General features: G+C 39.7%; 23 protein-coding genes and 1 pseudogene. 10 read left to right on the top strand and 14 right to left on the bottom strand.

The genetic code is table 11. The features are described from left to right. Positions 1-13: 13 nt before the first annotated feature. Together OFO07_RS04165 and OFO07_RS04170 are read left to right on the top strand one after the other, a co-directional pair. Positions 14-730: a DUF4230 domain-containing protein gene (locus OFO07_RS04165; RefSeq protein WP_270871040.1), complete on the top strand. Its 717-nt coding sequence runs from the start codon at positions 14-16 to the stop codon at positions 728-730. A gap of 9 nt (positions 731-739) precedes the next feature. After that, on the top strand, positions 740-1,195 hold the full coding sequence (locus tag OFO07_RS04170) for a hypothetical protein (RefSeq protein WP_270871041.1): 456 nt from the start codon (positions 740-742) through the stop codon (positions 1,193-1,195). 1 nt (position 1,196) lies between these two features. Here the strand turns inward: OFO07_RS04170 and OFO07_RS04175 are convergent, their stop codons facing one another. Genes OFO07_RS04175 through ribH form a run of 4 tightly spaced genes read right to left on the bottom strand, consistent with a single transcriptional unit; the run spans position 1,197 to position 3,479 of the window. Continuing rightward, positions 1,197-1,937: a DUF3108 domain-containing protein gene (locus OFO07_RS04175; protein ID WP_270871042.1), complete on the bottom strand. Its 741-nt coding sequence runs from the start codon at positions 1,935-1,937 to the stop codon at positions 1,197-1,199. After that, positions 1,934-2,620, bottom strand: a complete 687-nt coding sequence (gene pyrF / locus OFO07_RS04180; protein ID WP_270871043.1) for an orotidine-5'-phosphate decarboxylase — start codon at positions 2,618-2,620, stop codon at positions 1,934-1,936. The genes OFO07_RS04175 and pyrF overlap by 4 nt, the downstream gene beginning before the upstream one ends. Beyond that, positions 2,617-3,006 (bottom strand): transcription antitermination factor NusB, encoded by a 390-nt coding sequence (nusB, locus tag OFO07_RS04185; protein WP_270858155.1) that lies wholly within the window; start codon positions 3,004-3,006, stop codon positions 2,617-2,619. Before nusB ends, pyrF begins: the two co-directional genes overlap by 4 nt. 2 nt (positions 3,007-3,008) lie before the next feature. After that, positions 3,009-3,479 (bottom strand): 6,7-dimethyl-8-ribityllumazine synthase, encoded by a 471-nt coding sequence (ribH, locus tag OFO07_RS04190; RefSeq protein ID WP_270865282.1) that lies wholly within the window; start codon positions 3,477-3,479, stop codon positions 3,009-3,011. A 151-nt stretch (positions 3,480-3,630) separates the two neighbouring features. On the opposite strand from ribH, the gene sodB reads away from it, so the two are divergent. Continuing rightward, on the top strand, positions 3,631-4,254 hold the full coding sequence (sodB, locus tag OFO07_RS04195) for a superoxide dismutase [Fe] (RefSeq protein ID WP_270871044.1): 624 nt from the start codon (positions 3,631-3,633) through the stop codon (positions 4,252-4,254). A gap of 32 nt (positions 4,255-4,286) precedes the next feature. On the opposite strand, the gene OFO07_RS04200 is transcribed toward sodB, so the two are convergent. The 7 genes from OFO07_RS04200 to OFO07_RS04230 form a co-directional block, all read right to left on the bottom strand. Then, a complete protein-coding gene (locus OFO07_RS04200) occupies positions 4,287-4,913 on the bottom strand; it encodes a phosphoribosylanthranilate isomerase (protein WP_270871045.1) in 627 nt (208 codons plus the stop codon). A 2-nt stretch (positions 4,914-4,915) separates the two neighbouring features. Further along, positions 4,916-6,019, bottom strand: coding sequence for a DNA adenine methylase (locus tag OFO07_RS04205; RefSeq protein WP_270871046.1), 1,104 nt, complete (start codon positions 6,017-6,019; stop codon positions 4,916-4,918). 110 nt (positions 6,020-6,129) lie between these two features. Then, complete coding sequence (locus OFO07_RS04210) at positions 6,130-6,828, bottom strand: DUF3800 domain-containing protein (protein WP_270871047.1); 699 nt, start codon at positions 6,826-6,828, stop codon at positions 6,130-6,132. 45 nt (positions 6,829-6,873) lie between these two features. Further along, positions 6,874-7,350 carry a Panacea domain-containing protein gene (locus tag OFO07_RS04215; protein WP_270871048.1) on the bottom strand — a complete coding sequence of 159 codons (477 nt, stop codon included), beginning with the start codon at positions 7,348-7,350 and terminating at the stop codon, positions 6,874-6,876. After that, positions 7,350-8,099, bottom strand: a complete 750-nt coding sequence (locus OFO07_RS04220; RefSeq protein ID WP_270871049.1) for a hypothetical protein — start codon at positions 8,097-8,099, stop codon at positions 7,350-7,352. Before OFO07_RS04220 ends, OFO07_RS04215 begins: the two co-directional genes overlap by 1 nt. Before the next feature lie 158 nt (positions 8,100-8,257). Beyond that, complete coding sequence (gene trpD, locus OFO07_RS04225) at positions 8,258-9,859, bottom strand: anthranilate phosphoribosyltransferase (RefSeq protein ID WP_270871050.1); 1,602 nt, start codon at positions 9,857-9,859, stop codon at positions 8,258-8,260. Then, the gene (locus tag OFO07_RS04230; RefSeq protein WP_270871051.1) at positions 9,856-11,130 is read right to left on the bottom strand and encodes an anthranilate synthase component I family protein; all 1,275 of its coding nucleotides are present in this window, start codon (positions 11,128-11,130) and stop codon (positions 9,856-9,858) included. Before OFO07_RS04230 ends, trpD begins: the two co-directional genes overlap by 4 nt. Before the next feature lie 70 nt (positions 11,131-11,200). Here OFO07_RS04230 and OFO07_RS04235 point away from each other — a divergent pair, with 70 nt between their 5' ends. The 3 genes from OFO07_RS04235 (at position 11,201) to OFO07_RS04245 (ending at position 13,529) form a co-directional block, all read left to right on the top strand. Continuing rightward, positions 11,201-11,953 carry a YaaA family protein gene (locus OFO07_RS04235; RefSeq protein WP_270871052.1) on the top strand — a complete coding sequence of 251 codons (753 nt, stop codon included), beginning with the start codon at positions 11,201-11,203 and terminating at the stop codon, positions 11,951-11,953. A gap of 9 nt (positions 11,954-11,962) precedes the next feature. Next, positions 11,963-12,715, top strand: coding sequence for a sulfite exporter TauE/SafE family protein (locus OFO07_RS04240; protein WP_270871053.1), 753 nt, complete (start codon positions 11,963-11,965; stop codon positions 12,713-12,715). Between the two features lie 244 nt (positions 12,716-12,959). Beyond that, entirely contained in the window at positions 12,960-13,529 is a 570-nt protein-coding gene (locus OFO07_RS04245) for a tetratricopeptide repeat protein (protein ID WP_270871054.1), read from the top strand. A gap of 309 nt (positions 13,530-13,838) precedes the next feature. On the opposite strand, the gene OFO07_RS04250 is transcribed toward OFO07_RS04245, so the two are convergent. The 3 genes from OFO07_RS04250 to OFO07_RS04260 all read right to left on the bottom strand — a co-directional run bounded on the left by OFO07_RS04250 (position 13,839) and on the right by OFO07_RS04260 (position 16,150). Continuing rightward, complete coding sequence (locus OFO07_RS04250) at positions 13,839-15,203, bottom strand: sodium-dependent transporter (protein WP_270858143.1); 1,365 nt, start codon at positions 15,201-15,203, stop codon at positions 13,839-13,841. 135 nt (positions 15,204-15,338) lie between these two features. Beyond that, entirely contained in the window at positions 15,339-15,551 is a 213-nt protein-coding gene (rpsU, locus tag OFO07_RS04255; RefSeq protein WP_270858142.1) for a 30S ribosomal protein S21, read from the bottom strand. Positions 15,552-15,616: 65 nt separating this feature from the next. Further along, positions 15,617-16,150, bottom strand: a complete 534-nt coding sequence (locus OFO07_RS04260; protein WP_270871055.1) for a hypothetical protein — start codon at positions 16,148-16,150, stop codon at positions 15,617-15,619. A 174-nt stretch (positions 16,151-16,324) separates the two neighbouring features. Here OFO07_RS04260 and OFO07_RS04265 point away from each other — a divergent pair. From OFO07_RS04265 to OFO07_RS04280, 4 genes and pseudogenes are all read left to right on the top strand, one after another. Further along, positions 16,325-18,604, top strand: a pseudogene (locus OFO07_RS04265) (ribonucleoside triphosphate reductase); the annotation flags it as partial. 78 nt (positions 18,605-18,682) lie between these two features. Then, the gene (locus OFO07_RS04270) at positions 18,683-19,363 is read left to right on the top strand and encodes an anaerobic ribonucleoside-triphosphate reductase activating protein (protein ID WP_270871056.1); all 681 of its coding nucleotides are present in this window, start codon (positions 18,683-18,685) and stop codon (positions 19,361-19,363) included. Positions 19,364-19,412: 49 nt separating this feature from the next. After that, a complete protein-coding gene (locus tag OFO07_RS04275) occupies positions 19,413-20,435 on the top strand; it encodes a ribonucleotide-diphosphate reductase subunit beta (protein ID WP_270862616.1) in 1,023 nt (340 codons plus the stop codon). A gap of 132 nt (positions 20,436-20,567) precedes the next feature. Then, a complete protein-coding gene (locus OFO07_RS04280; protein ID WP_270858136.1) occupies positions 20,568-21,203 on the top strand; it encodes a protein-L-isoaspartate(D-aspartate) O-methyltransferase in 636 nt (211 codons plus the stop codon). Positions 21,204-21,244 lie beyond the last annotated feature (41 nt).

Consider the following 21,244-nt stretch of genomic DNA (forward strand, 5'->3'; position numbering starts at 1 on the left):
GAAAGGATAAAATTTGGAAAATTTGGCTTTTATCTTAAATTTTTTAATTTTTGTGATTTTGGTTTATATGTTTTTGCGTATGAAAAAATCTGGCGCAAATACCCCTAAAACGGAGATTAGCACGGATATTACACGGCTAAAAAGCATAGGCGAGCTAAGCGTGTTTAAAATTTATTCCAAAGAGATTGTTACGCGCAAAGAAAATGTCGCTGATGGCTTCCTTGGCTCGCTAGTTTCGCCATTGATGACGAAAAAACAGATTGCGATTATTTTCGAGTTTGAGATAGATTTCGTCTATGATCTGCTAAGCCCTGAATTTAGCATAATTCCGCGTGGCGAGGACAAATATGAGATCAAAATGCCACCTTGCAAATACAAATATTCGATTAAGGATATGAAAATTTACGACGAGCAAAACTCTAAACTTTTGCCGTTTTTACTGCCTGATTCGCTAAATGGTATTTTTGGGTCAAGCTTTGATGAGAGCGACAAAAACCGCCTAATCGACGACGCGAAAAACGAGGTTAAGGCACTCTCGCTTAAAATCATAAACGATTTAGGGGGCAAAATCCACAAATCCGCAACCGACACACTCGAAACCATAGCAAAAAGTTTTGGCGCCAAAGAAATCGGCTTTGTCTTCCAAGACAAGGCATTAGAGACAATCGATATCAATCCAAGCGATATTTCTATCGCAAGCTCGCTAAAATCGCAAATCGAAGAGAAATAAGGGCGAGCGTTGCAGGCTTACGAGGCGCTGTTTGGGCTGTATTTTTCGTATTATACGAGCTTTAAGCGCAAAATTTACGCTAAATTCGAGCGATTTATCACTCCAATTCGCCTAAGCAGGGAGAAAAAACGGCTCAAAGCTAGGGGTTATTTCGTGCCAGATGAGCTTTGGGCGGGCTTTTTTGGCGAATTTAGCTTTTGCAAATGCTTTATCATAAAAAAAATCCTTTTTCCAAATTTTTACGCTATCAAAAACAGCTCCAAATGGCAGATACAAAACGCGCAAATCGCCTTTAAAATCGGGGTTTTTGCATACGATGAGATAGCGTGGATTTTCATACCGCAAAGCTACGATAAAACGAAAAAAAATGATTTGGAAATGGTGCTAGATTTGCTAGCAAAATTTCCGCAAATTCGCTACGAAAAGCTAGAAGAGGGCATTAAAATTTTCGGGTATGAATTTTAGGCTAAAATTTGGCCTCAGTTAGCTTAGCATGGATATCGCCGAAAAGCAAAACATCTTTTAAAATCACATTTTCTGCGATTTCTTGGCGATTTAGCGAGAGGTAGAGTTCGCCCTTTTTGCTAGAAAAAATCTTTTGATTTATAAAAACGATAAATGGGTTCGAGCTCGTCTGCAAGGCATTTTGGATAGCTTTGGCGTGTTTGCCACGCGGGATTTGCACATCTATGCGCCCAGTTTCATTTTTGGCTCCGGCTGCGGTTAGGAAAAACATATCGCCTTTGTGCGGAATTTTGCCAAAATTAAAAAACACGCTTAGCAGGTCGTTTGTCGCAAAATACGGCAAAATTTTGTCGCTACTAGGACGCAAATCGCCGTTTTCGCCCTTAAATTTTTGCTCTCTAATGCGTTTGTTATTGTAATCAAATGTGAAAATTTGGCGCGTGTTTATGGTTTTTTTGCCCTTTTTGCGCTCGACTTCGTGGCGGTAAATTTTGGGTTTTAAAATCTCGCCCACGACGCTTCCTTTGGAATAAAATTTTTCCCTTCTATCCCCGCTTAGCGAGCCAGCGATCCCATAAGCCCTCGCGTTTAGCGTGATTTCGTAGGTTTTGGCGGTTTTGACTAATTTAGCATCAGCATGCCCCACGACGCCAAAAACGCCGTAAGAAATATCGTAGTGCGCCTCGATAGTCTCGCCAAATACTGCGCCGCAAAAGAAAAAAAGAAATGCTAAAACTCTCATAAGCTAGCCAAAATTTGATTTACGATTTGTTCTGGATTTTGCGCTTGATAAATCGGGCGACCAACCACGATAAAATCGGCGTTTGCGCTTTTAGCGTCGCTTAAATTTGCCACACGCGCTTGATCGTTTGCACTCTCGCCAAAAGGTCGCACGCCAGGGCAAAGCGTGATAAATTCGTCGCTTGTGGCATTTTTAATCGCGCTTGATTCAAAAACCGAGCAGACCATGCCATCTAGCCCGCACTCATGCGCAAAACGCGAGAATTTCACCACGCTTGGCGCAATTTCATCGTTGTAAATTTCGCCAAATTCGCTCTCGTTAAAGCTTGTCAGAGCCGATACGCCAAGCACGAGCGGGCGGGTATTTAGCGCGTCTAAGCGGTTCATAACTTCGCTCATAGCGCGCTTTCCAGCGCTTGCGTGCAGGTTTATCATATCTACGCCAAAACCTGCTACGACCTGCGAGGCGTCAGCCATGGTGTTTGGGATATCGTAAAATTTAAGATCTAAGAAAATTTTAAAATTTGCGATTTTTTTGAGTTCTTCGATAAATTTCGCCCCGTCTCGCAGATACGAGCGCAGGCCGACTTTGAGCCAAATTTGATCCCCAAATTGCGCTAAATTCGCACTCAAAGCTAAATTTTGCTCTTTGCTAGCCATATCTAAGGCTACGCAAAGCTTCATTTTACGACCTTAATAGCGTCTAAAACGCCGTTTATTAGCTTCGAGGACGCGCCAAGCTCCTTGGCTGCGGTTACGGCTTCGTTTATGATGATACCAGCGTCTGTATCACTGAAACGCAACTCATACGCGCCAAGTCGCAAAATAGCGCGCTCAACCGCCGAAATTTCATGCAGTTTAAATTCCTTCAAATACTCATTTAAAAGCGCGTCAATCGTCTCTGTATTATCGCGCACGCTGTGAAGCAGGCTCAGCGTCCAGTTTCTCTGCTCGTTTCTAATCTTTTTTTCTTCTAAATACTCGTTTTCAAACTCAGGCTTTTCTTCGTTCATATCTTTTGCGTAAAGTAGCGAAATCACCGCCAATCGCGCTTGGTGTCTTGTCGCCATGATTACGCCTTTATTTCGCGAAATAAGCTTAGCATTTCGATTACGCCTGTCATCGCTTCAAAACCCTTGTTGCCGGCTTTTGAGCCTGCGCGCTCGATCGCTTGCTCGATAGTATCTGTGGTGAGCACGCCAAAGGTAACTGGCGCGCCGTGGCGAAGCATGGTGTTTGCGATACCCTTGCTGACCTCTGCGCTGACATAGTCAAAATGCGGTGTGCTGCCTCTGATGACTGCGCCTACGCAGACGACGGCGTCGTATTTTTTCGATAAAAGTGCCTTTTCTAGGGCGAGTGGGATTTCAAATGCGCCAGGGACTAGCATTAGGCTTAAATTTTCCTCTTTGCCGCCATGTCGCAAAAATGCGTCGTGAGCGCCTTCGACTAGGCGATCTGTGATGATGTGGTTAAATCTGGCGTTGATGATTAGGATTTTTTCATCGCCGTTTAGGGTCAAATTTCCTTCGATAATGTTCATTTTATATCCTTTAAATTTCAAAATTCGCTAAGTTTAGCCAAATTAGGCAAAATTTTTAATAAATTTATAAATTTCAATTAAAGGATAAAATTTATCTTTTGTTTAAGAGAGTTTTTGTATCATAGGGGGTAATTTTTTTAAAGGAGAGAATATGTTTAAACTTAGAAATTTACCTTTCGAGGCAGAGAAAAACGCCGTAGTAAGCGCAAAAACCTGTGAGTATCATCACGGCAAACACCACGCAACTTATGTGGCAAATTTGAATAAAATGACCGAAAGTGGCGAGTTTGCGGGCAAGGGGCTTTATGATATCGTAATGAACGCTACTGGCGGGCTTTTTAACAACGCGGCGCAGGTGTATAACCACGACTTTTATTGGGATTGTATTGCAAAAGTTAGCGAGCCAAGCGAGGCGCTTAAAACCGCTTTGGCTGAAAATTTCGCTGATTTTAAAGCTGAGTTTATCGCGGCAGCGACGGCTCACTTTGGCTCTGGCTGGGTGTGGCTAGTGTGCGATCCAGCTACTAAAAAGCTTTCGATTGTCGCTACGAAAAACGCCGACACACCTGCGCGCGACGGGCTTGTGCCACTTCTAGTAGTCGATGTGTGGGAGCACGCATACTATATCGATGTTTGCAACGCGCGCCCAGCGTATTTGGAGAAATTTTATGCTGGAATCAACTGGGAGTTTGTATCAAGTGCCTACGAGTGGGCTCTGAAAGAGGGTATGGGCTCGGTGAAATTCTACATAGATGAGCTTCACGGCAACGACTGATTTTGATTTCGCTTCTTATTTTGCGCGTGGATTTACTGCGCGCAAATTTTTAAAATTTCCATTATTTTTGCTGGGTTTTTTATGCCGTTTTCGTTTTCTGCTTTGCTATTAATATCGAGGCAAAATGGCTTTATTTTTAGGGCGTTTGCGAGGTTTTGCGCGCCGATACCGCCAGCTAGGATAAATGGAATTTGCAAATTTTTTAGCATTTTCCACTCGAAGCTTTCGCCGTTTCCGCCCATTTTGTCGCCTTTGTAATCAAACAAAATTTTGTCATAGTTCAAATTTTTTAAATTTGGAATTTCATCTTTTACGCGCACTACCTGCCACGCTTCTACGCCCAAATTTGCTAAATTTTGCTTTAAATTCGGCGAAATTTTTTTATAAATTTGCGCCACGCTTAAATTTGCAAATTTGCAAATTTGCAAAATTTCATCATCGCTAGTATCGGTAAAAACGCCGATGCTTTTGCGACCAAATTCACGCACTAAATTTGAAATTTCTTTTGCAGTCCCAGGCGTTACTTTTCGCGGACTTTCGGCAAAAATTAAACCCAAAAAATCCACTCTAACGCCATTAAATTCGCACTCCAAAACGCTTTTTGCTTCGGCTAAATTTTTAATCCCGCAAATTTTGATTTTTGGTTTTATAGTGCCCATTTTCACGCCTTTTTGACGATATGCAGATACTCTGTTACATGCAAATTTCGGTTTCGCAAATTTCTACTTGCACGATACGCAGGGTATTTTATCTCGATTTTTTCCGTTTTGCCGATGAGAGCGAGATTTTTTAAAAACTCATCTTCGCTGATGAAGCCTTCTGAATTGAACGAGATTATCAAATATTTTGCCCTAAATTCAGCCAAAAGCGTGAAAAATTCATCTGCGGCACGAGATTTTTTGTTGTAATTTGAGCGGTTCCAGCCGTTTGGAATACCGCTAACTTCGCTTAAATCCCCTAAATTTGGTGCTTTAAAATCAGCGATTAAATTTAGCATAAAATAATTCGAGCCGTAAGGGTGTTGGTTATACGGCGGATCAAAATACGCTATATCCACGCTTGGAGCAAGTTTGCTAAACTCGTAAGCATCACTTTTGAAAACCTGAAAATCGCTTGTGAAATTTGAAAAAACCGGAAACGGCAAACTTATCTCGCCCAAAATTCGACTTAGTGCATTTTCACCACTGCCACCGAATTTTCCAATGCCATTTTTATCTTTATAAAATCCTTTAAAAACACCGCCTGTATTTGAGTGAATACTAGCTTCGCTTAGAAGCGGAGCGATGAAGTATTTTTGAAACTCGGCTGGAATTTGGCTGATTGCGGTGCGCAAACCCCCCAAAATAAGGGCGTTTTGGCGTGAGTAAAAAACCCTTTCGCCTTTTTTGATTTTTTCATCATCTTTTGGGGCGTAAAGTTCGCTAATAAAGCTCTCGCATGGCTTAAAATTCGTTAAAATTTCGGCATGAAATTTAGCTAAATTTGCTTTCAATTCAGGCGTTAAATTCGCCAAATAGCACGAATTTATGATGAAAGAATACTTTTCCAAATCATTTGCCAAAACCAAATTTGAGTGAGCTTTGGCAAACCTTGCTACCACGCCACTGCCGCTGAAAACATCGGCAAAAGCGATTTTTTCGGCGCCCAAATTTGCCTTAATGTCCGTTATAACGCCATTTATCGCCCCCAAAAGCGAGCGTTTGTTTCCCAAATAGCTAATAAGTTGTTCGCCCAGATAGCTTTCGTTTTCTTTTAAATTCGCCATATAATCTCTTTATCTACATTTTATAATTTTTCGCTAAAATACCACAAAAGGTTCCTAGCCATTGACAAGACTTCAAGGAAGGCTTCTGCAAGGATAGATGGCTAGGTCGCTTAATAAAACTTCTCATCTCTATCCTTTGTTAGCACTTCTTCGTCTAAAATATATCGTTTTATTTTAGCATAAAAACTTTCGTCCATTTTTTCGTATTTTCTAAAAACAGCCCAATTTACATAATCAATAATTTGCAAATTTGCACTACTTGCACTGCTGTGATGAAATATATCGTATCTGATATTTAAATTATTGTTTTTTATATACTCTTTTATGCCTTTTTTTATAGCTGAAATTAGATTTTTATTATTTGGGATTGGAAGCCTATCTGTAATTATTATAAAATTATTATCGATTTTTAGCTTATCTAGCAACCTGCTTGTGGCAAATGTCAAATTTGATGTATAAAATTCGCTCTTTTTTTCTCTTTTTTCAGGCAAGACCTTTGGTTTTTCTAAAATATAAGAGTAAATTTTAACCTTTTTGCTATCAAAATTTGATATTAGTTCAAACATTTTATTTTTTATAAATTTGTTATCTTCACACGCATGAAAATACTCTATATCGAGCCTTTTTTCGTTTAGCGGGTCTAAATTTCGCTCTAACAACGAATATCTATAAGAAGCTATTTTTTCGTGCAAGGCAAACGGGCGTTTTTTTACCAAAAAGCTAAACATATAGTGCTTCGAGCCATTAGCCGAAAAGTCCATATCTCCCGCTTCATCTACGAAAATGTATGTTATGGTTGAAGTATTCAATTACGATTTCTCCGATATTTTATAATATTGTTTTATGCTAAGCATTTATTTTTTATAATTTTTTATTATTTCTTTATATTCTTTTGCTAATTTAACTAAATCTAAATTCGTGCCTTTTTCTTGTGAAATAATAGGATATGTAGAATAAACAAGCTCTATAAATTCATTCCAATATAATTTTTTAGTTTTGTCAATAATAAAGTCAATAATATTTTTTTCATCAAAATTTGGTTCAACAAAATTTTTATTATCAACTAATTCTATTATATCTTTTGGATTACCATAAATTGTAGTAGTGCTTGTTATGGAAAACCTATTATCGCTTTGTATTGCATCCTTGATTTCATCAACATACGGTCCATAATGATTAAATTTCCAATTTATACTGGTGAGCTGTTTTTCGTATTCTAAAACAAATTTCCAATCCACTAAATAAATTATTTTATTTAGTCTAGCCTTAGATAACTCTTTTGGATACGGGTAATGTTCTATAATATATTTTGTTAAATCAACTATATTCATTATAACCCCTCCTTGTATGCTGTTGTTAAATTTTGTTTTATATTCCAATTATTATCAAAAAAATCCTGTATTTGTTGCGTTACTTTATCTAAATTTTCTAAATCTATTTTATTTTCTTTATTTTTTGTAGTTTCAAAAACAATAATTCCAAATCTATCTTTTTTTGGATTACTATCATTTTTTTCATATAAATATTTTATAGAAATTTTCACAGATTTCATATTGCGTTTATTATCAGAAGATATTTTTTTAGTCATTTCACCAGAATTCCAAGCCTGAAAAATCATTTCTTCCTTATTACTAATTGCGATTCTTCCAAATTTTTTTAAATTAGGATTTTCAGCGTAACGAGCAATTGAAAAGAAAATTTCAGAAGTGTAAGTATATACTGTTATCCTATAATTAGTGTCTAATTTTAATAATCTAAAAATTTTACATAATTCATCTTCCAATGGCTGACTAATTTGATATTTAAAATCGGATATTAAATTCTTTAAAAATTCGTTTTCTTTTTCAGCTTTATCCAATAAATTTTTATGATTTTTTCTTTTAAATTCAAAAATAATTTTTGCAATAGAAAGTATTGCACATATAATAGCCACAAAAATAATCGAATTCATAGGATGCTGTTTTGTATATGGAAAAAGTGTTTCTAGTTTTCCTTCAATCAATAGTGTAAGAATTATATAAAAAATTGGGATAAATAAATCTATAAGCAATATCCAATATTCTTTTATTTTATCAATCACATACTTTCCTTAGCTATTATCATTTTTTATTAAATTTTGTATTTTCACATAAAATGATAAAATTATATATAAATTTCACTTCAAAGCCTATAAAACAAGCTATTAAATGGATATTTAAAGGTAAAATTTTGCAAATTCTACCTTTAAATTTACCCAATTTACCCAAAATTCTTCACATACCCTTGATAAAATTCCCACACTTTGCCACTATCAATGGCATTTTCGATTATCTCTTTGGCTTCGGTTGGGCTTTTTGCAAAGTCAGCCGCATACAAAGCAAACATAGCATTTAGCACGACTATATCGCGTTTAGGTCCTTTTAACTCGCCTTTTATCGTGCTTTTAAAAATTTCAGCATTAAATTTGCTATCTCCGCCTTCGATGTCGGTGTGAAAGGCACGATTAAAGCCAAATTGCTCAGGCGTGATTTTATACTCGATGATTTTCTCGCCCCGCACTTCATGCACGAGCGTTTCATCACACAGCGTGATCTCGTCCATACCGTCCATGCCATGCACGACTAGGGCGTGCTTTCGACCTAGTTTTTGCAAGGTTTGTGCTATAAGCTCATTTACTTCTTCGTGGTAGTTGCCTACGACTTGGTTCGAAAGGGTCAAATTTGGATTTAGCAAAGGTCCTAAAATATTAAAGAAAGTGCCGATTTTAAGGCGAGTTCGCGCTTCTTTGACTTCGGCTGTAACCTTGTGAAAAAACGGCGCATGGAAAAACGCCAAATTTGTCTTATCCATAAGCGCTCTAAGTTCGCCAAGATCGCTATTTAACGGCACTCCTAAGGCTTCAAAGATATTGCTCGATCCGCTCTTGCTTGATACTGCGCTGTTGCCGTGTTTGCCGACCCTGACGCCAAGAGAAGCGAGTATAAACGCGCAGGTTGTGGAGATATTTATCGTTTTTAGCGCGTCCCCGCCGGTGCCTACGATGTCTAGCATTGCGTTATCATCGCTGTAAGTTTTGGAGTATTTCAAAACGCTTCGCACAAGCGCACTTAGGCTATCTGGGTAGAGCGATTTTTCGCTAATTAGCACCAAAAGCCCTGCAAGCTGGACAATGTCGTAATCCTTTGCCATAACGGCACTAAAAATCTCTTCATAATCGCCGCCTTCGAGCGGGAAGCCCTTTTGTAGCTTTATCATAAACGGGGCGAAATTGCTCACTTTTTTCTCCTTGATTTGAGGTTTGTTTAAATTTACAAAATTTTCAATGATTTTTTTGCCATACTGCGTGAAATAGCTCTCAGGGTGAAACTGAATGCCGTAAATTTCGCGTTCTTTGTGCTTCATCGCCATTATGACGCCATCTTCGCTCACGGCTGAAATCTCCAAATTTTCGGGCAATTCATCGACATAAAGCGAGTGATAACGCATAACTTCAAATTTGCTAGGCAAGCCTGCCAAAACGGCGTTTTCGCCTGTTATGCGAATTTCGCTAGTTTTGCCGTGTTTTGGCACTTCTAGCGTTTTGATTTTCGCACCAAAGCTTAATCCTATGGCTTGGTGTCCCAAACACACGCCTAAAATGGGTATGCCTAAATTTGCCTTTAAAATTTCTAGGCAAATTCCGCTATCTTTTGGGTGTTTTGGACCCGGGCTTAAAATAATCTTGCTTGGCGATAAAAATTTAATCGCTTCAAGCGTGATTTCGTCATTTCGTTTGCAAACTATCTCTTCATCTGTGGTCTCTAACACATATTGATATATGTTAAATACGAAACTATCGTAGTTATCAATCATTAAAATCATTGCATTTCCTTGCAGGTTTTTTCAAAAATTTTTAGGCAAGATTTGCGTTTGTTGCAGATTTCGGCGTATTCGTTTTCAAATACGCTATCAAAAACTTGCCCGTATCCTGCCCCCACAAAAATATCGCTAAATTCGGGGTTTGCCCTGTCGCGCACGAAAATCGCCGAACGGATTAAAATCGCCATTTGCAAATCGCCGTTAAAATGCCAAAACCCAATCCCGCCGCCATAAATCCCCCGCGCGTGGCTTTCAAGCTCATTTATGATTTGCATAGCGCGAATTTTTGGGCTTCCGCTAAGTGTGCCAGCAGGAAAAACCACGCCTAAGACATCAAAATTATCTTTGCTTTCATCTTTTATGCCACGCACATCGCTGACGATATGCATAACGCTTTCAAAAAACTGCACATGGGCTAAATTTCGCACTTTCACGCTTCCTTTTTTGGCAAATTTGCCAATGTCGTTTCGCGCCAAATCAACTAGCATTTTGTGTTCACTCATCTCTTTTTCATCGCTTAAAAGGTCGTTTTTTAGGGCTTCATCTTCGTTTGCGTCCTTACCGCGAGGCCTAGTTCCAGCTATGGGAGCGACAAAAATTTCGTTATTTCTGATTTGAAGCACGAGTTCAGGGGAGCTTCCAGCCACCACGCCGTAAGGTGTCGGGAAAAAATACATATAATGGCTTGGATTTTGGCATTTTAAAATTTCATAAAACTCCAAAGGGTCTAAATTTGAATAAATTTGCAGTGTTTGAGACGGCACAACCTGAAAAATATCGCCGCTTTTGATATACTCTTTTGCTTTTTTAAAAATACGCTCGGCGTCCTTTTTTTCGGCGTTTAAATCGGTTTTGATTTTATAGAATTTCTCGCCCCCAAATTTCGGCGCAGTATCCCCAAAATCTGAATTTTCCAAATTTTCAAAATATTTTCCTTCGCCATAAAAGCTGTAAATTTTGCTTTGTTTGTCGTAGTGCAAATACGCCCTTGCGTTAGCGTAAAAATATGTCGGAAAGTCGTAAAGTCTCGGCTTAATGTCGCCCAAGCGTTCAAATTTATAAACAGCTTCGTAGCTTAGCACTCCAAAAAGCCCTGCAAATTCGCAAATTTGCGTGGTGTTTTGTAGGGCAAATTTGAGTTTGTCAAGGTCATCGCCTTGCAAATATTCGCAGTCAATGCCGATGATGATTTGCCCGCCGTCTTCGGCGAGATAGGAGTTTGGAAACCTAGATAAAATATTTTTGAAATAAAAAATCGGATCTTTTAAAAACATGCGCCCTCTTTGTATTTTTTTGTAACTTAGATTATAGTAAAATGGGCTTAAATTTTGTATAAGGATTGTGATGAAAGTTTTGTTTTCGCCAAGCGAGATGAAGTCGAAAATCAGCTCGGATAAAATTTTGGATTTGTCAAATTTCGAATTTTGCGATGAGAGTGGGGTGCGAGAAAACGCTGTCAAAGAGTATGAAAATTTTATCGCTAATGCCGAGTTGGGCGCGCTTTGCAAGCTTTTTGGGCTAAAACAAATTGATGAGAGTTTGCGGGAGAGTATCTTTAAAAAAGGCTGTGTGAGCGCGTTGGAGCGTTACACTGGCGTGGCGTATGAGGCGCTAGCTTACGCTAAGCTTGAAAATACTGCGCGCGAATTTTTGGGCGTTAATGTGATAATTTTTTCAAATCTTTTTGGGCCGATTTTGGGGTCTGACTTTATCCCTGAATACAAGCTTAAACAAGGCGAGAAATTTTCTGGGCTGGATTTGCCAAAAATTTACAGGGAAAATTTTAGCGCGAAAATTGATGAAATTTTAGAGAGCGAAGTGGGGAACGGCGAGTGCGTGGTGGATCTGCGCGCTGGGTTTTATGAGAAATTTTACGAGTTAAAAGTCCCGCATCTAAGCTTTAAATTTATCAAAAATGGCAAGGTGCTCAGCCACTATGCTAAGGCGTATCGCGGGAAAGTATTGCGCGAAATCGCACGAAATTTAGCCAAAACCGAACGAGAAATTTTAAATTTAAATTTTAGTGGTGTAAAATTAGCCGAAATCAGAGAAATTTCGCTCAAAAAAGAGATAGTTTTGGAAATTTGCGAAAACTAAGGGGAAAAAATGCTTTTTATAATACCATTTTTAGGGATTTTGGTAGGTTGTATTTCTGGGTTTTTCGGCATTGGTGGCGGCACAATCGTCGTGCCGATAATGATGGCGCTAGGATACGATATCAAAGAGGCCGTGGGGATTTCGATTTTGCAAATGCTTTTTAGCGCGATTTTTGGGTCGTATCTAAACTACAAAGCAGGCAAACTCCGCCTCGATAGTGGCGTGATTGTGGGGCTTGGCGGATTTTGTGGCGCGTCGCTTTCTGGCTTCATCGTCGCAAATGTGGCTTCAATCGTCCTAGAAATCGGACTTTTGCTGACTTTGACAATCGCGTTTTGCAGGGTTTTGATGACAAATGTCGAAAACACTACTCCCAAAGAACCAGCCAAAATTTTGCTTTTTGCCGTGGGCTTTGCAATCGGCGCAATCGCCATTAGTATGGGCGTTGGTGGGGCGATTTTCTTAACGCCGATTTTAGTGGGATTTTTAGGCGTGGATATCAAAAAAGCCGTTTCTATGGGGCTATTTTTCGTGATTTTTAGCTCGTTTAGCGGATTTTTAAGCATGGCGTATAATGGCAATGTGCAGTATTTAGAGGGCGTATTAATGGGGCTTGGCGGCCTTGTGGGCGTGTATTTTGGCACGAAGATTTCGCACAAAGTCGCCAAAAGCACGCAGAAAAAATGCCTTTTGGTGATGTATGTGGTGATGTTTTTGTTGGCCCTTAAAAAGACGCTAGGAATTGATTTTGGGATTTTGTAAAATTTCGGAATTTTAAAATTTGGCGAAATTTTGCTTTTAAGTGTCATTGCGAGGAAGCGCGAAGCGGCTTCCGAAGCAATCTACAAAGCTTAAATTAAAAGCAGAGTAAATGGCAAAATTCTGCGAAATTTAAATTTCATAGCTACTTTTGGTGGTAAAAATACCCACCATACGGTATCTAAATAAAGAATTTAGGTTGTATAATTTTGAAATAATAAAAAATTAATTATAGGAATTTGTAAAAATGAAAAAAATTTGTTTTTTGTTTGTCTTTTTTGGGATTTTTGCTTTTGCAAACGAGTATCAAAAGATATTAAAAGAGCTCGATATAAAATGCAATAATAACGAAGCTATTGCGTGTCATCAACTTGGAAATCTTTATTTTTATAGTCGTGGCGAAAATAAAAATCCACAAAAAGCAAAAATGTATTACAAAAAAGCGCAAAATATAAATCAAAAATTATGCGAAAAAAATGATTATATGGCTTGTTATAATCTTGCAATGATACTTATAGATGAAAAAACCGAGCCAAATTTTCAAAAAGCAAAAGAATATATCGATAAAACTTGTGAATTTAAAGACGGACTTGGGGTATGCTACTGCGGTCTTGGAGTGCTTTACGGTGGTGGCAAAGGCGTAGAAAAGAATATGAGCTTAGCAAATTCATATTTTGAGAAATCTTGTGATTTAAATTTCTTTGTTGCTTGTAAATATCTTGGCGATTATTACAGAGATAAAGAACAAAATTTGGAAATTGCCAAAAAATATTATAAAAAATCTTGTGATTTAGGGTTTGAATCATCGTGTGAGTAAATTCTTGGAATTTTATCGGAGCCTTGCAGCCCCACAGTCCCGTAGGGTGGCATATTGCCAACCATAAATCCCAAATTTCGCCTGCAAGTGTCATTGCGAGCGAAGCGAAGCAATCCAGAAAAATTTAGACATTGCTAAAATTTTAGATTTTTAATCAAATTTTAAATTTTGCAATTGTGATAAATTCCGAATTTTAAAATTCCTTTTAAATTTCCCTAGATTGCTTCGTCGTGCTTTGCACTCCTCGCAATGACAAATTATGCAAAATTTTTCATTGCGAGAGCGTAGTGAATTTGTAAAATTTAGCCCCTAAAATGCGACTTTGTTTATCAATGCGATACCGCACAAAACAAGCACGATTGGCACATAGATAAATTTGCCGATATAATACCAGGCGTTTGAGTATGTTTTAGCCGAGCCTGTGTTGATTTCGTCCAAAAGCTCGTCCTTGCGCAAAATCCAAAACCATGAAATCGCGCCCAAAACCGCGCCGATTGGGATTATATAGATAGATACTAGATCCATCCACGGACCCCAGTTGTGTAGATGAACTTCGTAAAATGTGGTCGCTGGGTTTGTGTCGCTTGGCGCGATTGTCTCCATATTTACGCCGATTCCGAAGCAGACCACGCACAAAATCACCAAAACCAAAGCCCTATTTAAGCTAGGAAATTTATGCAAAAGCGACTCGGTTACGGCCTCGAACATATTTTGCAAAGATGAAATTCCGCCAAAAATCACCGCCGTAAATAAAATAATCGCAAAAATTCCGCCACCTGGCATGTCTTGCAAAATTTTTGGCAGTGTTACGAAAAGCAGTCCAGGGCCCGCTGTTTGGTCCTCGCCGTAAGCAAAAAGCGCAGGTATCATCACCAAAGCCGCCACAAAAGCAGCGATTGTGTCGAAAAATGCGGTTTTTTTCGCCGCATCGACGATATCCTCGTCCTTGTGCAGATACGCGCCATATACGAGCATTCCTGAGCCTGTGATAGAGAGCGAAAAGAGCGCTTGTCCCATGGCTGTGATCCAGACATTGGCATCGCTTAGTTTGCTCCAATCCGCGCTAAACATAAATTTATACCCAGCCCCAGCTCCGTCTAAAAGTGCCACACGCACCGCTAAAATGGCAAAAAGCACGAAAAATAGTGGCATCATGATTTTGTTTGTGCGCTCGATACTTTTCGCGCCCAAAAATATGCTAAAAAGCGTGCCAGCAACGATGATGAAGTGAAATGGCACCACAGAATATGGCGTGAAGGCAAACGAGCCGAACCAAGTCGATGTATCCACGCTCATAAGTGAGCCATTAAGCGCCTGAAATAGGGCTTTTAGCACATAAGCAATGATGACAGCGTATCCGATAGCGATACACATCGACCCCGCTAGTGGAAGCCAGCCTAAAATTTTGCCAATGAAGCCTAAATTTCGCGATTTCCACGCAAGCTCATAAGAGCCAAGAGTGCCAGTTTTTGCCCGTCTGCCGATAGCGTATTCGGCTGAGAGCGCGACATAGGCAAAAAGTGCGATGAAAAAAATGTAAATGAGTAAAAACGCGCCACCGCCGTTGGCACCGAGTTTATACGGGAAGCCCCAGACATTGGCCATGCCCACAGCCGAGCCGACACAGGCTAAAATAAAAGCCCAACGAGATGAAAAAATTTTATTTTTGCTCATTATGGTTTCCTTTTTGCGAAAAAATTCAGGGATTATAGCAAATTTAAAATTTAATTAATTTAAATTTTGATTAAGATTTAAAATTCGGTTAAGCGAAAATTTAAGAGAGAAATTCGGGCGAAATTCGCCCGAGAATTACAAACGAGATTCGTATCTGCGAAGTGTGTAAAGTCTTTTGAGCATTTTTTTGCGAGCCGCAATTTTTTGTTTTTTGCGGATCTCAGTCATAGGCTCAAAATACTTTCTAGCACGGACTTCGGTAACGATAAGGTTACGATCTGTCTGTTTTTTGAAGCGTCTGTAAGCTTCATCAAATGATTCGTTCGGATGTACCTTAACTCCTGGCACGCTCCTCACCACCTTTCGAAAAAAATTAAGCTGTAATTTTAGCTAAAATAAGCTTAAATTTGGCATTAAAATTTGTTTTTATAACTCCAAATTTCGCTTTTTTTCTCCGCGTCTTTTAGTGAAACCTCGAAAATACCATTTTTCTCGCCACTAAATTTGACGCTAGGAAGCAGGAGGAAATCTGGCGAATAAATCGAATTTGCGTGCGAGGCGTCGGATTTTTTAAGTCCGTCGTTGCTAAAAACTAGCTCGTCAGAGCTAGGCGCGTCGATGACTACGACTTTGCCCGAGTGTATCAGGCCCACTTTGAGTTTTTTTCTCAAAAAATCGGTGTTGAAATCGCATTTTTTTTCGCATGAAATTTCGCTAATTCCCACGATTGCGAAGCGGTTTTTTTGCTTTGAAATTTTTTTGGAAGCAAGGAGTTTTTTTGTGCTATCGCTCGCTAGCTTTTTAAGCGTAGCTTCTGAAATTTTAGCGCTTTTTAAATTTTGCTCGCTACTGCTACTTTGCGCGCTAGTTGGGGATTTCTTGGCGATACAGCCACCCAAAAACATAGCTATAAAAACAGCTAAAATCGCAAATTTCAAACCCTTCATAAATTCGTCCTACAAAATAAATTTTATCCGCAATTATACTAAGCCTTGGTTAAATTTAACTTTGTTTTTCAAACTACAAAATTCAATAAATTTTAACTATTATCTTGCTACAAAATTCAATAAATTTTAACTATATCTTGCTATACTTTCGCGTTTCTTTTTTAGGGGGAGTTAATGATAAAAATTATTAAAAGAGATGGTAGTTTTCAAGAATTCAAAGATTACAAAATAAAAGACGCTATCAAAAAAGCCTATGAGAGTGTGGGCGCAAATTTTGACGAAAAAGTCTTCGAAAATGTCCTAAAAACGATTGTTTTCAAAGATAGCCTAAGTGTCGAAGATGTCCAAGACATAATAGAAAAAAAGCTGTTTGAAAGCGGAAATTTCGATGTTTTAAAAAGTTTTATGATCTATCGCCACACGCACAAAATGCAAAGAGAGCATGTCTATGGGTTAGAAGAAGACACTACCTACATAAACTGCACCCAAACCGTCAATGAATATATCGGCAAATCAGATTGGCGAATTTTAGCCAATTCAAACACAAGCTATTCAAACGCAGGACTTATCAACAACACCGCTGGCAAGGTCATCGCAAACTACTGGCTAGACAAGGTGTATTCGCGCGAAGAGGGGGCGGCGCACAGAAACGGCGATTATCATATCCACGATTTAGATTGCCTAACCGCATACTGCGCTGGTTGGAGCCTAAGAGTATTGCTCGATGAGGGATTTAACGGCGTTAGGGGTCGCGTAGAGAGCAAGGCTCCGAAGCATTTTAGAGAGGCGCTTCATCAAATGGCGAATTTCTTAGGAATTTTGCAAAGCGAGTGGGCGGGAGCGCAGGCGTTTTCTAGCTTCGATACCTATCTTGCCCCTTATGTTTTTAAGGATAAATTAAGCGACAAAGAGATCAAAAAGGCAATCACAAGCTTCGTTTATAACCTAAATGTCCCAGCGCGCTGGGGTCAGAGCCCATTTACAAATGTTACGATTGATATGACCTGCCCAGAGGATTTAAAGGCGCAAATCCCTACCTCAAACCAACACCACCTTTTTGAGGGAATCGATGATGAGGAGCTGTTGCAAAGGGCAAAAGAGCGTGGCAAAAACTCCCTAATAGAGCTAACTTACGGCGATTTTGAGCCAGAGATGAGACGCATTGTTATCGCATTTTACGAGGTTTTGACAGCGGGCGATAAATGCGGTCAGCCATTTACCTTCCCGATTCCTACCGTAAATATCACTCAGGATTTCGATTGGGACAGCGACGCAGCAAATGCAGTGTTTGAAAACACAGCCAAAATCGGATCAAGCTATTTTCAAAATTTCGTCGGAAGCCAGTATATCACAGACGAAAACGGTAACAAAGTCGAAAATCCAAAAGCCTATAAACCGGGCGCAGTTCGCTCGATGTGTTGCAGACTGCAACTAGATCTTAGAGAGCTTTTAAAGCGCGGTGGCGGGCTTTTTGGCAGTGCTGAGATGACTGGAAGTATCGGCGTGGTAACGATAAATTTAGCCCGCCTTGGATACCTTTACAAAGGCGATAAAGAGGCACTTTACGCTAGGCTTGAAACGCTTTTGCAGTTAGCAAAAAGCACTTTGGAGAAAAAGCGTGTGTTTGTCAAGGAAATGTTCGAACGCGGGTTGTATCCATACACCAAGCGCTATTTGCCGGGCTTTAACAACCATTTTAGCACTATTGGCATTAACGGCGCAAACGAAATGATTAGAAATTTCACAGATGATAAAGAGGACATTACAACCAAATTTGGCCGTGAATTTGCGCTAGAATTGATCGAGTATTTGCGTCACAAAATTCGCCTTTTCCAAGAAAACACAGGAAATCTATACAACCTCGAAGCAACGCCAGCGGAAGGCACCACATATCGCTTCGCCAAAGAGGATAAAAAACGCTACCCAGATATCATACAAGCGGGCTTTGGCGAAAATATCTACTACACAAACTCTACCCAAGTCCCAGCAAGTTTTAGCGATGATCCGTTCGCGGCGCTGGATATGCAAGACGAGCTACAAAGTAGCTATACAGGGGGCACGGTGCTTCATTTGTATATGAAAGAGCGCATTAGTTCAGGCACGGCGTGCAAGAAATTTATCAAAAATGTCATTAGCAACTACAAACTCCCATATATTACGATTTCGCCTGTATTTAGCGTCTGCACGAAACATGGATATATCGCAGGCGAGCACGAATACTGCCCGAAATGCGACGCTGAGTTAATGGCGGAGTATGAGAGCAAGGGTGCTTGAAATTTGAAATTTTGAAATTTAAATAAGGAGCAAAAGATGGAATTCCCAAAAGAGTTAGAAAAAAAACGCACAAAATGTGTAGTTTATACCCGTGTAATGGGGTATTTGCGCCCTGTGGAGAGCTTCAATGTAGGCAAAAAGGGCGAACACAAAGAGAGAGTGTTTTTCGATGAAAATAAGGTAAAATTCGAAGAAAAATAGTCAAATTTAGCCAAATTTAGCGTGTTTAAATTTGGCTAAATTTTAAAATTCACAATTATGCAAAATTCTGAAATTTACCATATTACGCCATTTACGATGACAGATTTCCCTGAGCGGCTCTCGGCTATTGTGTGGTTTGCGGGGTGTAATATGCGCTGTGCGTATTGCTATAATCCGAGCGTCGTGCGTGGCGAGGGCAAAATCAGCGAAGATGAGCTATTTGCGTTTTTGCGCTCGCGCGTGGGTAAGTTAGAAGCCGTGGTGTTTAGCGGGGGCGAATGCACCTGTGCTAGGGGATTTATGCAAATTTTGCAAAAAACGAAAAATTTGGGTTTTGAGGTCAAAATCGACACAAACGGCTCAAATCCACAAATCATACAAAACGCCGTAAATTTGGGCTTAGTCGATTTTATCTCGCTTGATTTTAAGGCGCATGAGGCTAAATTTAGCTTTATCACAAAATCAAATTTTTACGAAAATTTCCTTCAAACTTTGAAATTTTTATTATCCGTAAATTTCGCCTTCGAGGTGCGAACTACTGTGCATAGCGATCTTTTAAGCGAAAGTGACATTTCACAAATGGCGCAAATTTTGTGCGAGCAAGGATACACGGGCGAGTATTTTTTGCAAAATTTCCTTGATACTGGCGAAAATTTGGGAGATCTTGGCGCGCCAAAGCAAAATTTCGACCCCACAAAGATAATCTCGCCTCTAAAAATCTCTCTTAGAAATTTCTAATTTGTATTTTGCTAGAATTGCGAGTTAAATTTCAAAAAAAGGCAAAATTATGGATAGAAAAAAAATCTACAACCCCTTTTCAGACGAAACTCTCACCAATCGCAAGGTCTTTAACGGCAATCCGCACGGAATACTAAATTTCACCAAGGCAAAATACCAATGGGCGCTCAAACTCTGGGACATTATGGAGGCAAATACTTGGTTTCCCAAAGAGGTCGATACGACTGACGATGTGAGGGATTATAACTTCAATCTCACAACCGCCGAAAAACGCATGTATGATTTGGTATGGAGCCAGCTAATCTCCATGGATAGCTTCCAGACAAATAATCTAGCTGATAACATAAATCCTTACATAACAGCCCCTGAAATCAACGCTGTGCTCGCTCGCCAAGCCTACGAAGAGGCAAATCACAGCAAAAGTTACGCGGTAATGGTCGAGGCGATTTGCGAAAATACTGATTTGATTTATGAAATGGAAAAACACGATGATGTTTTGCGCGAGAAAAACGCCTATATTTCGAGTGTGTATGAGGAGCTAGCAGGCGAGGTTACGGACGATAAACTGCTTTTAGCCATGGTTGCGAATCAAATTTTAGAGGGCATTTATTTTTACAGCGGATTTACTTCGATTTATGCCTTGGCACGCGCTGGCAAGATGCTTGGCTCAGCGCAGATGATTAGATTTATCCAAAGAGATGAAATCACGCACCTATTACTTTTCCAAAACATGATAAACTCCGTGCGCAAAGAACGACCTGACCTTTTCCACGAGAAAAATATCAGTAAAATTTACGAAATGTTTGAAACAGCTGGAAATTTGGAAATCAAATGGGGTAAATATATCACAGATAACCAAATCATGGGCTTTACAGACGATATCATCGAAGAATACATACACTACCTAGTCGATCAACGATTGCTTGCGATTGGTTTAGAGAAAAAATACGGCGCCTCTCACCCGATAAAATGGGTCGATGATTTTTCGAAATTTAATGACCAAAAGTCGAATTTCTTTGAAAGTAAGGTTACGAATTATTCAAAAGGTAGCCTAAGCTTCGACGATTTCTAGGGAGTTTGGCGGTTGAACCCAGCCTAGCTTTTTTGCGTTGCGAACTCGGGCAGACGACTTAGTCTAGCCCTTCGTCCGCCCCGCAAAAAATCGTCGGCATTCGTAGTTCATTTTAAAATAATGGAGAAAATTTTGGATAGTTTAGAAAAACTTCGTTGCGAAAAAATGGCGGAGGAAATCGCTGATAAAATCGCTATTTCGCCAGCGCTTTATGACGCATTAAAAAGCGTATCTCGTAGCGAGTTTGCCCCATTTAGCGCGCATGCGTTTAGCTTAAATGCGCAACCGATTTTGGCGTCTCAGTGGATTAGCTCTCCGCTAACTGTGGCTAGAATGAGCATGGCGCTTGACATTGATGAGAGCGTAGAAAATGTCCTAGAAATCGGCTGTGGAAGCGGGTATCAGTCTGCGATTTTGGCATATATGGTGCGTAGGGTTTTTGCTGTGGAGCGCGTGGAGAGGCTGGTGGGCGAGGCGAAAAAACACTTTGCAAATTTGGGTATTCGCAACATAAATCTCCGCCACGATGACGGTAATGTGGGCTGGCGCGAGTTTGCGCCTTATGATAGGATACTACTCTCAGCCTGCGCGTCCAAAATTAGCGACAGGCTCTTCGCTCAGCTTAAAATCGGCGGTATTTTGGTGGCTCCCATGAGTGAGGGCGGAGCGCAATATATCATTAAATTTCATAAAATTTCGCCTAGCGAGATAAGCCAAGAAAATTTGGGTGCGTGCGAATTTGTCCCGTTAATCTCAGGCATACAATAAGTTTTATTTATTATTTATTTAAATTTAGGTATCTTGCGAGG

This window comes from Campylobacter sp. JMF_06 NA1 (assembly GCF_027737785.1).
GTDB lineage: Bacteria > Campylobacterota > Campylobacteria > Campylobacterales > Campylobacteraceae > Campylobacter_B.

Coding starts and splice junctions, on each gene's coding strand:
- OFO07_RS04175 (WP_270871042.1), bottom strand. CDS start 1,937: ATGAGAGTTTTAGCATTTCTTTTTTTCTTTTGCGGCGCAGTATTTGGC.
- pyrF (WP_270871043.1), bottom strand. CDS start 2,620: ATGAAGCTTTGCGTAGCCTTAGATATGGCTAGCAAAGAGCAAAATTTA.
- nusB (WP_270858155.1), bottom strand. CDS start 3,006: ATGGCGACAAGACACCAAGCGCGATTGGCGGTGATTTCGCTACTTTAC.
- ribH (WP_270865282.1), bottom strand. CDS start 3,479: ATGAACATTATCGAAGGAAATTTGACCCTAAACGGCGATGAAAAAATC.
- sodB (WP_270871044.1), top strand. CDS start 3,631: ATGTTTAAACTTAGAAATTTACCTTTCGAGGCAGAGAAAAACGCCGTA.
- OFO07_RS04200 (WP_270871045.1), bottom strand. CDS start 4,913: ATGGGCACTATAAAACCAAAAATCAAAATTTGCGGGATTAAAAATTTA.
- OFO07_RS04205 (WP_270871046.1), bottom strand. CDS start 6,019: ATGGCGAATTTAAAAGAAAACGAAAGCTATCTGGGCGAACAACTTATT.
- OFO07_RS04215 (WP_270871048.1), bottom strand. CDS start 7,350: ATGAATATAGTTGATTTAACAAAATATATTATAGAACATTACCCGTAT.
- trpD (WP_270871050.1), bottom strand. CDS start 9,859: ATGATTTTAATGATTGATAACTACGATAGTTTCGTATTTAACATATAT.
- OFO07_RS04230 (WP_270871051.1), bottom strand. CDS start 11,130: ATGTTTTTAAAAGATCCGATTTTTTATTTCAAAAATATTTTATCTAGG.
- OFO07_RS04235 (WP_270871052.1), top strand. CDS start 11,201: ATGAAAGTTTTGTTTTCGCCAAGCGAGATGAAGTCGAAAATCAGCTCG.
- OFO07_RS04240 (WP_270871053.1), top strand. CDS start 11,963: ATGCTTTTTATAATACCATTTTTAGGGATTTTGGTAGGTTGTATTTCT.
- OFO07_RS04245 (WP_270871054.1), top strand. CDS start 12,960: ATGAAAAAAATTTGTTTTTTGTTTGTCTTTTTTGGGATTTTTGCTTTT.
- OFO07_RS04250 (WP_270858143.1), bottom strand. CDS start 15,203: ATGAGCAAAAATAAAATTTTTTCATCTCGTTGGGCTTTTATTTTAGCC.
- OFO07_RS04260 (WP_270871055.1), bottom strand. CDS start 16,150: ATGAAGGGTTTGAAATTTGCGATTTTAGCTGTTTTTATAGCTATGTTT.
- OFO07_RS04270 (WP_270871056.1), top strand. CDS start 18,683: ATGCAAAATTCTGAAATTTACCATATTACGCCATTTACGATGACAGAT.
- OFO07_RS04275 (WP_270862616.1), top strand. CDS start 19,413: ATGGATAGAAAAAAAATCTACAACCCCTTTTCAGACGAAACTCTCACC.